The 13,686-nt window shown below is 69.8% G+C and carries 13 protein-coding genes and 2 tRNA genes; 8 read left to right on the top strand and 7 right to left on the bottom strand.

Features of this window, described 5'->3' with window-relative positions:
* Positions 1 to 308: 308 nt before the first annotated feature.
* Positions 309 to 1,274, top strand: a complete 966-nt coding sequence (locus tag ABT336_RS24130; RefSeq protein ID WP_350899338.1) for a hypothetical protein — start codon at positions 309 to 311, stop codon at positions 1,272 to 1,274.
* A gap of 339 nt (positions 1,275 to 1,613) precedes the next feature.
* On the opposite strand, the gene ABT336_RS24125 is transcribed toward ABT336_RS24130, so the two are convergent.
* Complete coding sequence (locus ABT336_RS24125; RefSeq protein ID WP_350899336.1) at positions 1,614 to 2,906, bottom strand: glycosyltransferase family 87 protein; 1,293 nt, start codon at positions 2,904 to 2,906, stop codon at positions 1,614 to 1,616.
* A 67-nt stretch (positions 2,907 to 2,973) separates the two neighbouring features.
* Between ABT336_RS24125 and orn the strand changes: the two genes are divergently transcribed.
* On the top strand, positions 2,974 to 3,570 hold the full coding sequence (orn, locus tag ABT336_RS24120) for an oligoribonuclease (RefSeq protein ID WP_350899334.1): 597 nt from the start codon (positions 2,974 to 2,976) through the stop codon (positions 3,568 to 3,570).
* A 134-nt stretch (positions 3,571 to 3,704) separates the two neighbouring features.
* Positions 3,705 to 3,777, top strand: a tRNA-His gene (locus ABT336_RS24115).
* 278 nt (positions 3,778 to 4,055) lie between these two features.
* Here the strand turns inward: ABT336_RS24115 and ABT336_RS24110 are convergent.
* Both ABT336_RS24110 and ABT336_RS24105 read right to left on the bottom strand, forming a co-directional pair.
* The gene (locus ABT336_RS24110) at positions 4,056 to 5,318 is read right to left on the bottom strand and encodes a L,D-transpeptidase (protein ID WP_350899332.1); all 1,263 of its coding nucleotides are present in this window, start codon (positions 5,316 to 5,318) and stop codon (positions 4,056 to 4,058) included.
* Positions 5,319 to 5,590: 272 nt separating this feature from the next.
* Positions 5,591 to 6,859 (bottom strand): L,D-transpeptidase, encoded by a 1,269-nt coding sequence (locus ABT336_RS24105; protein ID WP_350899331.1) that lies wholly within the window; start codon positions 6,857 to 6,859, stop codon positions 5,591 to 5,593.
* Positions 6,860 to 7,044: 185 nt separating this feature from the next.
* Between ABT336_RS24105 and ABT336_RS24100 the strand changes: the two genes are divergently transcribed.
* A tRNA-Lys gene (locus ABT336_RS24100) sits at positions 7,045 to 7,120 on the top strand.
* Positions 7,121 to 7,398: 278 nt separating this feature from the next.
* Here the strand turns inward: ABT336_RS24100 and ABT336_RS24095 are convergent.
* From ABT336_RS24095 to ABT336_RS24085, 3 genes are all read right to left on the bottom strand, one after another.
* On the bottom strand, positions 7,399 to 7,683 hold the full coding sequence (locus tag ABT336_RS24095) for an immunity protein TriTu family protein (protein WP_350899329.1): 285 nt from the start codon (positions 7,681 to 7,683) through the stop codon (positions 7,399 to 7,401).
* Between the two features lie 137 nt (positions 7,684 to 7,820).
* Positions 7,821 to 8,366, bottom strand: a complete 546-nt coding sequence (locus tag ABT336_RS24090) for a flavoprotein (protein WP_350899327.1) — start codon at positions 8,364 to 8,366, stop codon at positions 7,821 to 7,823.
* Positions 8,363 to 9,700, bottom strand: a complete 1,338-nt coding sequence (locus ABT336_RS24085) for a hypothetical protein (protein ID WP_350899325.1) — start codon at positions 9,698 to 9,700, stop codon at positions 8,363 to 8,365. Before ABT336_RS24085 ends, ABT336_RS24090 begins: the two co-directional genes overlap by 4 nt.
* Before the next feature lie 418 nt (positions 9,701 to 10,118).
* Here ABT336_RS24085 and amcA point away from each other — a divergent pair, with 418 nt between their 5' ends.
* The 4 genes from amcA (at position 10,119) to ABT336_RS24065 (ending at position 12,696) form a co-directional block, all read left to right on the top strand.
* On the top strand, positions 10,119 to 10,274 hold the full coding sequence (gene amcA / locus ABT336_RS24080; RefSeq protein WP_350899323.1) for a multiple cyclophane-containing RiPP AmcA: 156 nt from the start codon (positions 10,119 to 10,121) through the stop codon (positions 10,272 to 10,274).
* A 426-nt stretch (positions 10,275 to 10,700) separates the two neighbouring features.
* A complete protein-coding gene (locus ABT336_RS24075) occupies positions 10,701 to 11,090 on the top strand; it encodes a hypothetical protein (RefSeq protein ID WP_350899321.1) in 390 nt (129 codons plus the stop codon).
* A 278-nt stretch (positions 11,091 to 11,368) separates the two neighbouring features.
* On the top strand, positions 11,369 to 12,271 hold the full coding sequence (locus tag ABT336_RS24070) for a ParA family protein (RefSeq protein WP_350899319.1): 903 nt from the start codon (positions 11,369 to 11,371) through the stop codon (positions 12,269 to 12,271).
* Between the two features lie 14 nt (positions 12,272 to 12,285).
* Positions 12,286 to 12,696, top strand: coding sequence for a Rho termination factor N-terminal domain-containing protein (locus ABT336_RS24065; protein ID WP_350899317.1), 411 nt, complete (start codon positions 12,286 to 12,288; stop codon positions 12,694 to 12,696).
* On the opposite strand, the gene ABT336_RS24060 is transcribed toward ABT336_RS24065, so the two are convergent.
* Positions 12,668 to 13,686: ATP-binding domain-containing protein (locus ABT336_RS24060; protein WP_350899315.1), on the bottom strand; the 1,019-nt coding region annotated here is incomplete at its 5' end. The genes ABT336_RS24065 and ABT336_RS24060 overlap by 29 nt on opposite strands.

The raw sequence follows: 13,686 nt of genomic DNA, 5'->3' as shown, positions 1-13,686 counted from the left end.
GCCGCCGCGGCGGGGGAGGACGCCGGGGAGGGCTCCGGGGCGTCGACCGGGCTCGGGGTGGCCGGACTGGTCGCCGGGCTGGCCGGGCTGGTGCTGGGCGGGCTGGCGTTCGTCCGTACCCGTCGGGAGACCCCGGCGGTCGCGGCGGCACCGACCGAGCCGAAGAGCTGACCGACAGCGATCGTCGGCCCGTCGGGTGTTCCCGGCGGGCCGACGCCCTTTCCCCGATGCTTCGCGGCGATATCCGCTGAATGTCTCCTTTGCCTGGGTAAGGTCGGCCGGGTACCGGGCCGAGGAGGGGAAGACGGATGCGGTTCGCGCGGTCGATCGCCGGGTTGCTGTTGCTGCTCGTCGGGGTGCTGACGGTCACCGCCGGGGGCCTGCTGGGCCTCGTCGCCCGGCACGCCGACGACGGCACGGCCTTCACCACCCGCTTCGAGCCGGTCCGTACCACCGGGCACGCCGTCGTCGTCGAGGACCTGACCGAACTGGTCGACGCCGACCTACCGTTCGCCCGGACCGGCGGCGGCCGGATCCGCCTGGACGCCGACACCGGCGGCACCCCCGCCTTCGTGGGCCTCGCCCCGACCGAGGAGATCCGCCGGTGGGCGGCCGGGGTCCCGCACGCCACGGTGCGGCGGGTCGCCCTGTCCCGAGGACCCCTGCCGGTACGCCTCGACCCCGCCGCCGCGTCGCCGCGCACCGCCGGGCCGGTGGTCTCCCCCCGGCAGGTCCCCTGGGTCCGCCAGGGCGTCGGCACCCTGGAATGGCGACCGCAGGACCTGACCGGACAGCGGCTCGGTCTGGTGGTGATGCGGACCGACGGACGGCCTGGCCTGGCCCTGGACCTACGGGGCCGGTGGACCCTCGGCTGGCTGCCCGCCCTGACCGCAGGGCTGCTCGCGGGCGGGACCCTGCTCGCCGCTGCCGGCCTGGCGGTGCTGCTGCGCCGCGCCCGCCCTCGGGAGGTGGTGTTCGTCGTCGAGCCCGACCAGGTGCCGGTGCTCGCCGGTCGCCTCGGGGTCACCTCGCTCAGCGGTCTCGGCGCGCGGCCGACCCGACCCGACGAGCGGGAGCCGGTCGGGGTCGGCGCCCGCCCGCTCTTCGGCTCCGAACCGGGGTCTCCGGGCGGCGACCTCGGTGGACCACCCCGACCCCGGCCGACCGGCCCCGGGCCGACCGCGCTGACCTGGCCCCCGACCGGGCCGCAGGCCACCCCCCGACCGCTCACAGTGCCGAGTCGGCTGCGTCCCGCCGCCCCGCCCGAGCGCTGAACCGACCCCGACCCCCGGTCGGCCCTGGCTCCCCGGTCGGCCCTGGTCCCCGGTCGGCCCTGGCTCCCCGGTCGGCCCTGGTCCCCGGTCGGCCCTGGCTCGTGCACGGCGCTGCTGCCCCGGTCGACCCTGGTCCCTGGTCGGCCCTGGCTCGTGGTCGGCGCTGGTGCCCGGCCTGTGGCCGGTTTGCCCGGGCATCCGCCACCACGACGATGGCCCTCCGTGCTGCCGACACGGAGGGCCATCTGCACCGGGGGATCGGTGCCGTCCGGGAGCGTCCCGTCCGGGGAGAGGACGGGCTACTTGTGCGCTCTTGCGTCAGATTAGCGGAAAAGAGGGTTACTCGGGACTTCTGTCCGATTCATCTGCCGTTCGAGGTGTTCTCGGGGACGCCGTTCGAGGTGTCCCCCGGATCGGCAGAGCCGCCACCAGGACCACGCTGAGCAGGACGTACATGTTCCGGACCAGGAAGTCGGCGGGGGAGTCGGTCCGTACCGGAGAGACCCCCCAGTCCTGGAACGTCACCACGCCGTATGTGATCAACAGCCAGGTGCCGACGGTCAGCGCGAGGTACCACCGACGTCGCCGACGCCCCGCCGCCGTCCCCCGGTCCGCGTCGAGCACCGCCCCCACCAGCACCACCACCGCCGGCACGAACCAGTAGATGTGGTGCGTCCAGGTGATCGGGGATACCAGGGCGGCGACCAGCCCGGTCAGGGTCAGGCCGGTCAGGTGGTCACCAGAGCGGGCCGCCCGGACCGCCCGCCACAACCCGAACCCGGCCACCACCGCAACCAGCGCCAGCCAGAGGACCTGACTCGGGCGATCCGGGGCGGTGAACCGGCTGAGCAGCCCGAACAGCGACTGGTTGCCGGTGTAGTCGGTGCGCCCGACCCGCTCGGTCGACCACAGCTCGTGGGTCCAGAACCGCCACGAGTCCCCCGGCGCGACCGCCGCCGCGAGCAGGGTCGCCGCCGCGGCGGCACCGCTGGCCACAGCCGCCGCCCGCCACCTGCGGGCCGCCAGCAGATAGACGATGAACAGCCCCGGGAAGAGCTTGAGCGCCGTCGCCAGCCCCACGCCCACCCCGGCCCACTTCGACCCCCGGGGTACGGCGAAGAGCAGGTCGGCCAGGATCAGCACGACAAGCAGCATGTTGATCTGACCGAAGGTGATGGTCTCCCGGGTGCTCTCCACGGAGAGCACCAGCAGGACCCCCACCGTCACTGTGAACACCCGGGGCAGGCCGTGCCGCTCGACCAGCGGCAGGAGCAGCCACCGGGTCGTCACCACCACCCCGACGACCGTGGCCACCGTGAAGATCGCCTGGGTCACGCCGAGCGGAAGCAACGCGAAGGGCCGCAACAGCAACGCGGTGAACGGTGGGTAGGTGAAGTACAACTCACCCTGGACCCGGTCGGGCTGGACGTAGTCGTACAGCGGGCGGCCGGAGGCCCACCACTCCATCGCCCGCATGTAGATCTTCAGGTCGAAGAAGTCGTGCACCCGTCCCGGCAGGTAGAGGGCGGGCACCACGGCCGCCAGGGCGAGCACCGTGACGATCCGACGGAGCCGGCGGCTGCCACTGTCCTCGTTCCTGACGGCAGGGGGAGCGGCGGGTTCGGCTGGCACGGGCAAACCCTAGCGGGCCACGACGAACAAGGTGTGTAGGCGCGGGCCGGCAGGCTGCGGCTAGTCTGTGGCGGTGGCTGACCTCCTCGTCTGGATCGACTGTGAGATGACCGGGCTCGACCTCGGTCGGGACAAGCTGATCGAGGTGGCGGCGCTCGTCACGGACCCCGATCTCAACGTCCTCGGCGAGGGCGTCGACGTGGTGATCCACGCCGACGACGAGGCACTGGCGGCGATGCCGGAGATCGTCCAGACGATGCACGGCAAGTCCGGCCTGACCGAGGAGGTCCGGCGGTCGACCGTCACCCTCGCCGAGGCCGAGGACATGGTGCTCGACTACGTCACCCAGCACGTCAAGGATCCGCGCAGCGCACCGCTGTGCGGCAACTCGATCGCCACCGACCGGGGATTCATCGCCCGGGACATGACCCGCCTCGACGCCCATTTGCACTACCGCATGATCGACGTCTCCTCCATCAAGGAGCTGTGCCGTCGCTGGTACCCCCGGGTGTACTTCGGCCAGCCCAAGAAGGGACTGGCCCACCGGGCGCTCGCCGACATCCGGGAGAGCATCCGCGAACTGGAGTACTACCGGCGTACCGTCTTCGTGCCGCTGCCCGGCCCGGACGTGGAGACCGCCCGGTCGATCGCCGCCACGCTCTGAACCCGTCCTGGTCCTGCTCCGAAATTCGTCCTGGCTCTGCGTTGAACCCGTCGTCGGCGAGGCGGGAACCCGGTGGACGCCGAGCCGTCGGGTGTGGCTATTATTAGTGCGATCCGCCCCGATGGGCGGACATGGTGGCTGTAGCTCAGTTGGCAGAGCACCGGGTTGTGGTCCCGGTTGTCGTGGGTTCAATTCCCATCAGTCACCCGTTTGGTGGACCGACTCCACCGTAGGTCAGGCCCCCTCCTCCGGGAGGGGGCCTGACGCGTTCCAGGGATGTCGTAGCGCCCTCCCCGCCTTCCCCGCCTTCCTGTTACCTGTTGATCAAGGGATTTGCGTCATGATCAGCGTGGAATCTGACGCAAATCCCTTGATCAACCCTGCGAAGCGGATGGGGTGGCGATGGGCACCTGCGAAGCGGATGGGGTGGCGATGGGCACCGTGGGGTGTGCCGGGGGCACGGTGGGGGCAAGTGCGGCTGCGGGTCAGTTGTCGGCGGCCGGCTCGTACGGCAGGGCGCTGCCCTTGACGTACTCGTCCCAGTCCATCGCCCAGTCCGTCCACCCGTTGCCCACCTGGAGCCGACGCTCCGTGCCCTTGACGGTGATCGGGTCACCGACCCGGGTGTTCTCGAACAGCCAGGCACCGTTGGCCATCGACACGTTCACGCAGCCGTGCGAGACGTTGGTCCGCCCCTGCTGCCCCTCCGACCAGGGCGCGGCGTGGATGAACTCGCCGCCGTAGGTGAGCCGCTGGGCGTAGTCGATCTTCGTCCGGTAGCCGTCCTCCGGACCCAACTCGTCGAAGGTGTCGAAGACCGTCTTACGCAGCTTCTCCATCACCAGCATCGTCCCGCTCGACGACGGGGTGCTCTTCTTGCCCAGGCTCACCGGGATGGTCTTGACCGCCTTCCCGTCCCGGGTCACAGTCATCTTCTTCGCCTTGTTGTCCACCGACATCAGCAGCTCACGGCCGACCTTGATGTCCACGGAGAGGTCGTTGCGGCCGAACCAGCCCGCGCCCATCGGCAGCCCACCGGTCTGCACCCGGTACGACACCGTGCTGCCCGCCTGCCAGAACTCCTTCGGCCGGTACCGGACCTCGGTCGGGCTGGACCACCGCCAGACCCCCTCCTGCGCCGGCTCGGAGGTGACTGTCATCCGTCGCTGCACGTCGGCCCGGTACTTCTCCGGGACCTCCCGACCGAACCTGACGATCAACGGCATCCCCACCCCCACCACCTGGTCGTCGCCGAGGTAACTCGTCACCCGGACCTGGTTGGAGGGCTTGGCCATCGTGGTGAAGGTGCTGGTGGTCTCCGACGGCCGGCCGTCGTCACCGGTCGCGGTCACCGTGGCTGTGTACGTCTCGCCGTACTCCAGTGCACCGGTGGGCAACCAGGTCGTACCCTCCTCGTCGAGCTTGCCCTCGACGGCCTCGCCGGCGGCGTCGGTGAGCTCGACTGTCGTCTCCGTCGCCTGGTCGGTGGTGAAGGTGATCGCGGTGGAGGCCGGCACGTCCTTCGCGTCCGCCACCGGCGCGGTGATCACCGCCGACGCCCTCGGCGGGTCCTCGACCCCACCCGGCAGACCCGGGGCGTCGTCGTTCGTGGTGACACCGCCGCCACCGGAGGTGCAGGCGACTGTGAACGCCAGGACCGCGGCCAGCACCGCCGTGGCGGACACGCGGCGTCGCCCACCGCGTCGGTGGCCGGCGGACCGGATCGACTCGTTCTGGCTGACTCGCATGATTCCCTCACTGTCGTGGTTCGGCGACTGCCCGTCGTCTCTCCGACGTACCGGACCCAGGTCCGGTTTCCGGCACCCGTCCGGCACATCCCGGCAATTATCACCGATTGGCGGCAAGATCCACCTTTTGCGATCGAGGTCGACGGACGTGTCGACCCCCGTCGAACGCCGGCCCCACCGCAGACCGACCCCCGACGTGTGGCTGACCCCCGACGTGTGGCTGACCCCCGACGTGCGATTGCGCGCGCGACGGGGGTCAGTCGATCCGGAGGTCAGAGGGCGAGGGCCGCCTCCGCACCACCCTGGGGCACCGGCAGGGCGCTGCCCTTGACGAACTCCGCCCAGTCGAGGTTCCAGGCTGTCCAACCGTTACCGGCGGCCAGCTTGCGCTCGGTGCCCTTGATCGTGATCGGGTCACCGACCCGGCTCTGGTCGAACAACCACTTCGCGTTCTCGGTCGACACGTTCACGCAGCCGTGGGAGACGTTGCGCTGACCCTGGTGCTGGACCGACCACGGGGCGGCGTGGATGTACTCCCCACCCCAGGTGATCCGCTGGGCGAACTCGATGTCGGTGACGTATCCGTCCTCCGGGCCGAGTTCCTCCATGGTGTCGAAGACGGTGGCCGCCTTCTTCTCCATCACCACCATCGTGCCGCTCGACGACGGGGTGCTCTTCTTACCCAGGCTCACCGGCATGGTCTTGATCACCTTGCCGGCCTCGTACACGGTCATCTGCTTGGTGGCGTTGTCGACCTTCATCTCGAAGGACCGGCCGATCTTCGCCGTCGCCGTACGGTCGACGTTGCCGTGCCGGCCGTTGCTCAGCGGAATGCCCTCCAGGGCGATCCGGACCGCCAGCGTCGTCCCGGGCTGCCAGTACTCCGGAGCCCGGTAGTACGCCTGCGTGCCGTTGGACACCCAGTGCCAGGCACCCGGCTGCGGCGGGTCGGTCTGGACGAACATCCGCTTCTGCACCGCCGCCCGGTCCTTCTCCGGGATCCCCGGATGGAACTCGGCGACCACCGGCATGGCCACCCCGTACGACTTGTCGTCGAAGAGGTAGAGCCCCGAGGTGATCGTCGACTTGGGCTTGGCCATCGTGGTGAACGAGGTCTCACCCTGCTGGGCCCGCCCGTCCGCCCCGGTGCCGACGACCTTCGCGGTGTACCTCTTGCCATACTTCAGCGGCTTGCTCGGTACCCACGCCGAACCGTCGGTCCGCACCGACCCCTCGACCTCGTCACCGTCGGCAGTGGTCAGGATGACCTCGGTCACCTTGCCACCGTCGGGCAACTTCGCCCCGATCTCCGTGCTGACCGGCCGGTTCTTCGCCCCGTCCTTCGGAGTGACCTCCAGGTCCGGCAGCGCAGACGAGTCACCCGGCCCCGCCGAGACACCCCCCACCGAGCTACCCGGCGTCGGAGTCGCTCCCGCCACGAAATCAGCCTGGTTCCCGCCGCTGCCGCAGCCCACCAGTGCGACCGACGCCGTCAGGGCCAGCGCGGCCACCACCGACCCGGCCCGCGTGAAACTGTGCATTCCCACCTCAGTTCTCACGTTCCTGGCGCACATCGTGCCGTACGCCGTCGAGACCGTGGCCCCTGGATCCGACAGAGTCGAAGATTTGACCGCTTTTATCCCTTAAGCTCGACCGAAGGGGGGAGGGGGTATCGGATTGGAACCCCTCCGAAAGGCCGTGCTAAGGTTCTCCCCGTTGCCACCGAGCGCCGCTAGCTCAACTGGCAGAGCAGCGGACTCTTAATCCGCGGGTTCGGGGTTCGAGTCCCTGGCGGCGCACCAACGAGCAAGGCCCTGACCTGGTAGTTCTCTGCCAGTCGGGGCCTTCTTCGTGTCCGCCGACGGGGTGGTGGCTCGGCGGGTGCTCGGGAGCCGTTGGACCGGACCGGGCGTCGGTGGACGGGTGCGTACCGGTGGGTCGTTGCTGCGTCGGCTCTGGTCGGGCCGGGGGCGGGGTGCAAGATCCACGATGCCCAGTGCCCGAGAATCATTGAACCATCGCGGCCTGAACGATAGGAGCCCATGCCGGTAAGCCCGTCGGGCGCTTTCGATCGGTGGCTTCAGGCTGGTGCGGTGGGCTCGTGCGCGACGACGATTGCCACTTCGGGGATGCGGTCTTCGGTGAGAAGGGCGACGAGTTCGTTGAGCAGCGTGTCGAGGTCATCGAGAGTGCTCAGGTCGTAGTGCTTGGCGACGATCCGACCGTCGTCCAGGCGGGCTGCCTCCAACTCGGCCTCTCCGCCGCTCCAGATCGTGATCGCGGCAAGCCAAGACTCGGACTCGAAATCACCGCTGACGATCTGCTTGCCATGGTTCGGCTTGATCGGTCGCGCGTGCCAACTCATGCTCAGCCTCGCCCAGGTCTGGGCCCGGGCCGAGATGGCGGCTGACAGCGCCTCCAGCGGAAGGTCACGTCCGCGACTGTCGCATGCTCTGGGCGGGGTGGTCTGCTGGCGATGCCGTATGTGGCCGGTCGAACCTGTCAGGTGGCGTGCCGGGCCGCGACTTCGAATGCGGTTGTCCACGGGAAGACGTGTCGTCGCTCGGTGCCGCTGCCAGGTGGGTGTGGCTCCCAGTCGTGTTCGGAGCCGAGAAGGATGTGTACGCCTTCGTCGCGAAGGTTCTCCACGGCTCGCCGGAAGGGGAGTCGGCGTGCGAGGGCGGCGTTGACGAAGGGCACGATGACGGTGGGCACCCGACGGCCGATCAGTTCGGCCACCGAGGTGGTGGCGTAGTTGTCGGCCATGCCGAGGGCGATCTTGTTGAGGGTGTTGAAGGTGGCGGGGGCGATGACCAGTGCGTCTGGTGCGGCTGGTGACCGGCGGGCCTCGGTGCGCGTGCGATAGTCGGACCGCACGGGATTGCCGGTCATCTCCTCGATCGCCGGCACGTCCAGGAAGGCCAGCGCACTGGGTGTGGCGGTGACGGCTGCCGTCCAGGTCTGTTCGTGGGCGGTCCGGACGAGCTGGGCCACGTCGGACGCGGGCCCGGCGCCACAGACGACGATCTGCAGGTGGCCTTTCGTCACAGAGGGATCCTGGCGGTCTGGGCGAAGTCGAGGACGGCGGTGCGGATAGAGCCCTTGGCATGGTGGGCGAGGTCGCTGGCGATGCGTTGGACCGCAGGGCGGCAGCGGACCCCCTCGGGTGCCACCTCGTAGGCGGCGCGCAGCGCGTTCAGGCCGTGCTCGTGGCGACCCCACTGGGTGTAGGCGCGGGCGACGTCGAGGTGCAGCGATGCTCTGCGCTCGCCGATCGTCACCTTGTCGAGGGGCACGGTGCGGGCGATCGCTATTGCGGTGCCGGCGTCGCCGAGAGTGAGTGCGATGTTGACCTGGTGCAGGAGCACGTTGGTGAGGCCGAAGCCCGTCCACCGGTCGTTGCCGTCGTAACCGAGTCGGGTTGCGGCGCGAGTCGCCTCGTCGAGCATGGAGTGGGCGGTCTCCCGGTCGTCCCTGCGTGCTGCGGCGACCGCACCACGGAGAATGAGGGCACCGTAGACGGCGACGGCGTCGGTCGAATCGAGGCGGGTGCCCCGGTCAAGTACGTCAGCCGCGTTGCCGGCAAGGGTCACCGCCTGGGCGTTGTGGCCGTTGCTCATCAGGGCGTGGGTCATGATCCGTGCGCTCGCAGCGACCGCTACCGGATCCTGGCTCGCCCCGGCGGCGCGGATGCTCCGTTCGGCCGCGACCAGAGCCATACCGTGGTCGCCGACTTTGAGAAGAACACTTCCGACGACGTGGTACAGGTCAGCTGCGAGGACATCGACCTGCGCCCGACGCCCTACCTCCGCCTCGGCGCGGACGGGTTCGAGGGCCGACAGGAGCGGAGTGAGCTGGTCGAGTACGCGCTCGTATCGGCAGGCCTGGTAGTCGCGTTTGACTGCGACCACGTCGCGGGAGAACTGTTCGATGGACGGCAGCGTCGCCGGGGAATGGCCTGGTGCCACGAGTGCGTCGAGTAACGGCGCTGCGCTCGGTACCGCAGCTACCCCGATCGCCGCGCCGCGCAGGAGATCTCTTCGTCGCACGTCACCGTCCGCACTCGTGCCGTCGTGTTGGTCCGCTCCAGTATCAGCGGCTGTGGCGGAAAGCGCTGGTGTGATGTTCTGTGGTGCACCGGGGATTCCTGCCGTTCTCAGGGCATTGAATCGTCCCTGTTCGTCGGGTGTGGCTCGGGTCAACACAGTGTCCAGCGCAGCCTGCATGTCGGCTCGCGGAACTACGCTGCCGCCCTGACTGCTCCACTTGGCGACCGTCCGTCGTGCTGCGCCCAGGTGCTCGGCGAAGGCGGTGACGCTCATCCGTAACGCCTGGCGTAGTGCTGTTGCCTCCCGGCCGGTCCAGGTCGTCACCGGAGCCATCGCAGGTCCCCTCGAAACGGACATCATCTGTCGATCGATCGTCGCGGTGTGTGGGGTGACTGCAGGTGCACCGTCAGTGCACCGGCGGGGCATTCCACCGATTCGTCCTTCAGGCCAATCTGGAGTGGTCAACGTGCTTACCAGGCGCTTTGGCGGCCAGAAGCAGTCTCAATGCGCGGGAGTTTCACGTGGATGTGCCAATCGGCGGTAGGCCGGAATGCGATCCAGCGTATGGGCATGTGCTTCCGCCGGGCGCTTTGGCAAACGTGTGGGTGACTCCCCGTTCTCGTACCGCCAGCAGTGCTGCGGGGACGGGTGATGGGCGGTCGGTCCCCGTCCGCCGCCCGGGGACGGTGGGCCAATCCCGCCTGTGGTTGGCCCACCGTCTTCCGGCTCTGGTCGGGGTGGGGGAGCGGGCGTGACCGTGTACATCTCCAGCAACGCGAGATCGGGCCAGCAGGGATGGCCGCGTTCGTTGTACGCGGTGACGGTGGTGGCTGCGGATCCGCCGCTGTTCACCTATGTCTGGCGTCGATTCTTCGAGCATCGGAGCCGACTGGGGGTTGGCCGGTGAGGGCCGGCGAACCCGGGTCTGACGGGAGTTCAGGCGACGGCGGTGGTCGGGTGGAGCATGTGCCGTCGCGTCCGTGCTGGCGCTGCCGGGCTTGTGGTCTTGCGTGGCCCTGTGGTCCGGCACGGGATTCGCTCGTCGTGGAGTACGAGGGTAATCGGATCGGGCTGTCGCTGTACCTGTCTGCGTGTCTGCACGAGGCAATCGAGGATCTTCGGGCGTTCGATGTGAGGAGCACGGGCGGTTGTGGTGGAGTGTTCGACCGGTTTCTCGGCTGGACGCATCGGAATCCCAGCGTTCAGCAGCCGACCATCGGCCCTTCATCACGACCGGACGAGACGGGGCTGTGAGCGGTGTCGGAATGATCGTCGCGAGTGGTCAACCGACGATCGTCAGGATGCGGGGACAGTGACCTCCCCGTAGGGCCAGGTGGACATCAGCGGACAGACCAGGAGACGGATCTTCATCGTGGCCTATCAGGCGGGGCCGAATGACCTGCTGCGCGCGGCGCGGCTGGCGCGGCGGTCTCCGTCGGGTTCGGGGCGGCCGATGTCGCGGCAGGAGTTGGCGGAGGCGGTCAACGCGTACGCCTACGAGCACGCGGGGCGCCGCGTCACTGTCGACGCCCGCTATGCCGGCAAGCTGGAACGTGGTGAACATCGGTGGCCGTTCGAGCCCTGCCGCACCGCGTTGCGGATGGTGCTGGGCAAGTCCACGAACGCCGAGCTCGGGCTCTTCGTCATCCACGGACACAACAAAGACCCCGAGGCGCGTGGCCGCACCGGAGACTTCGGACGCGCCTGTTCCCGCACTCGATGACATCGACGGTGCGGTAGCTGCAGGCGGGGTGGTCGGTGACGAGGGTGGTGGGCTGGTCGTTCCCGGTGGTGCGGCGACGGTGCGGGTGAGCCTGATCGTCGAGGCGGCGCAGGTCAGAGTGGTGCGTGACGAGGACCCGGCTGGCCGTGTCAGAGTGCTGGCGGGGCCGGTCTAGGTTGTCATCCAACCGTCCGACCCCGCGACCACCCTCGGGCATCGGTTCGAGGCTCGCGGTGGGTGGGTGGTTGCTGCGATCATGGTTCGATGCGGGGAGTGGCATGAGCATCACGTCCGTGATCAACTACAAGGGTGGGGTCGGTAAGACCACGATCACCGCGAATCTCGGTGCCGCGCTCGCTGCCCGGGGCCGCCGGGTCCTGCTGATCGACCTGGATCCGCAAGCCAGCCTCACCTTCTCGTTCTACTCGGCGGAGGACTGGGAGCGCAACCTCGCGTACGAGAAGACGATCCTGCAGTGGTACGGGTCGGTGCTGGCCGACGGGCCCACAGATCCGCTGCACCCGTACGTGCTGACCCCGGAACCGGCGAACGCGCTGCTGCCCGAGGGTGGCCGGCTCGACCTGGTCGCCTCCCATCTGGGCCTGGTCGACGTGGACCTGGACATCGCCGCGGCGCTCGGCGGATCGCGTTTCCAGCACGGCAGCCCGCACTTCCTGCCGTTGCACCGGTCGCTCGCCGACGCGCTCGGCACCGAGGAGTTCGCCGGGTACGACGACGTTCTGATCGACTGCGCGCCGAACTTCACCATGGTCACCCGGACCGGAATCGTGGCCAGCGATCACATTCTGACCCCGGCGCGGCCCGACTACCTGTCCACGCTCGGCATCGACTACCTGCGGAGCAAGGTGTCCGAGCTGGTTCGCGACTTCAACCGGGTGGCCGCCCCCGGGCCGATGATCGACCCGCAGTACCTGGGTGTGGTGTTCACTATGATCCAGTACGCCGGGAACGGGCCGATCAACGCGTCCCGTAACTACCTGGCGCACGCCGACAGCCTTGAGGTTCCGAGCTTCCGGCAGACCATCCGGGAGAACAAGACCCTGTTCGGCACGGCGGGTGAACGGCGACTACCCGCCGTGCTGGTGCCGAACGCCAACGACAGGGTGCAGTACGAACTCGAACAGCTGGCCAGCGAGTTCCTGGCCCGCACCCGCCCGTAGAAGGAGAACGACCGGTGACCGACCCCGCCGACCTCGCGCACGCCGTCCTGCTGCGGGTGGCCGAGTTCGTCCGCACGCTCCCCGCCGACCAGCTCGCCGCGCTCGCCGACGGCACGGCGAAGCTCTCCGTGGTCGACAAGGCCCGGCCCGCCCGCCGGTCGGCCGCCGCACCGGCCTCGGCCGGGGTGGACACCGAGCGGGTACGCGCCGACCTCGTGACGATCGGCGACCGGGCGGCCGGCGCGCGTTACCTCGCCGACCTGAAGCTCAGCGTGCCGAAACTGCGGGCGCTCGCCAAGGAGCTGGGCATCGCGGTGTCCAGCAAGGCCAAGAAGGCCGACGTCGAGCACGAGATCCTGCAGTGGACGGTGGGCCGCCGGCTCGACTCGGCTGCTATCAGTCGCCCGCCGCAGGCCCGGAGCTGACGGACCCGCCCGGCGACAGGCTCGCCCGCACCTCGTCCAGCACCTCGGCCCAGAACTCAGGTGGCGCGGCGCTGCGCAACTGGCCGGTGAGGTGCTCGGCCAGCCGGTGCGCCTCCCGCCGGGTGAACGTCGGGTCTGGCCCACCGCCGACCGGCGGCCGGGGGCGGGTCGGCGCGTCCAGCGGCACCGGGTCCCCGGTGCAGACGATGTCGAGGTGCCCGGTGGTGCGGGTCAGCGCCACGTAGAGCAGCCGGTGACCACGCTCGTCGCTGGCCACGATCTCCACCGGTTCGACCACCACCACCGCGTCGAACTCCAGGCCCTTGGCCTCCTGCGGGCTGATCAGGTTGACCGCGCCGCCCAGCTCACCCCGGTCGGCGCTACTCCAGGTGATGCCGTTGGCGGCCAGCGCCGCCTCGACCGGCCTCCGTTGCCGGGGTGGGCAGACCACGCCGACGAAGCGGCCGGCGTCGGCGTGCTCCCGCGCCACCGCGACCGCCCGACCGGCCAGCTCGGCCAGGCCGACCCGGTGCACGCCGGTCTCCGCCGGCCCGTCCCGGACCACCTCCAGCGGGGCCACCCCCGGTGCGGCCACCTCCAGCAGGGGTGCCGCCGTCGCGTACGCCTGGCGGGGTACGCGGTAGCCGTACTGCAGCGGGGTGATCCTGGCCGGGTGTCGGGTCGGCAGGTGGGCGAGGACCTCGTCCCACGAGTCGCGCGCCCAACTGCCGGTGGACTGCGCGAGGTCGCCGACGACCGTCAGCGACCCGGTGGCGCTGCGTCGGGCGACCGCCCGTAGCTGCATCGGGGACAGGTCCTGCGCCTCGTCGACCACCACGTGGGCGTACCGCCGCCCCGGCCCGTCGATCAGGTGGGTCAGCTCGTCCAGCAGCGGCAGGTCCGCCGGTGACCAGGTCTCCCGGGACAGCCGGTCCGCGCCGCGTCGGTGCAGCGCCGTCACCTCCGCCGGGGACGCGTTCACCCCGGCGG

The sequence above is a fragment of the Micromonospora sp. NPDC000207 genome, assembly GCF_040300925.1.
Lineage (GTDB): Bacteria > Actinomycetota > Actinomycetes > Mycobacteriales > Micromonosporaceae > Micromonospora.
The sequence above is the reverse complement of the archived record's forward strand: the minus strand, read 5'-3'. Positions and strand labels throughout refer to the sequence as shown.

Excerpts from the sequence above, each read along its gene's own strand:
- ABT336_RS24110 (WP_350899332.1), bottom strand. The coding sequence starts at position 5,318 with ATGCGAGTCAGCCAGAACGAGTCGATCCGGTCCGCCGGCCACCGACGC.
- ABT336_RS24070 (WP_350899319.1), top strand. The coding sequence starts at position 11,369 with ATGAGCATCACGTCCGTGATCAACTACAAGGGTGGGGTCGGTAAGACC.
- ABT336_RS24105 (WP_350899331.1), bottom strand. The coding sequence starts at position 6,859 with ATGCACAGTTTCACGCGGGCCGGGTCGGTGGTGGCCGCGCTGGCCCTG.
- ABT336_RS24085 (WP_350899325.1), bottom strand. The coding sequence starts at position 9,700 with ATGGCTCCGGTGACGACCTGGACCGGCCGGGAGGCAACAGCACTACGC.
- ABT336_RS24095 (WP_350899329.1), bottom strand. The coding sequence starts at position 7,683 with ATGAGTTGGCACGCGCGACCGATCAAGCCGAACCATGGCAAGCAGATC.
- ABT336_RS24130 (WP_350899338.1), top strand. The coding sequence starts at position 309 with ATGCGGTTCGCGCGGTCGATCGCCGGGTTGCTGTTGCTGCTCGTCGGG.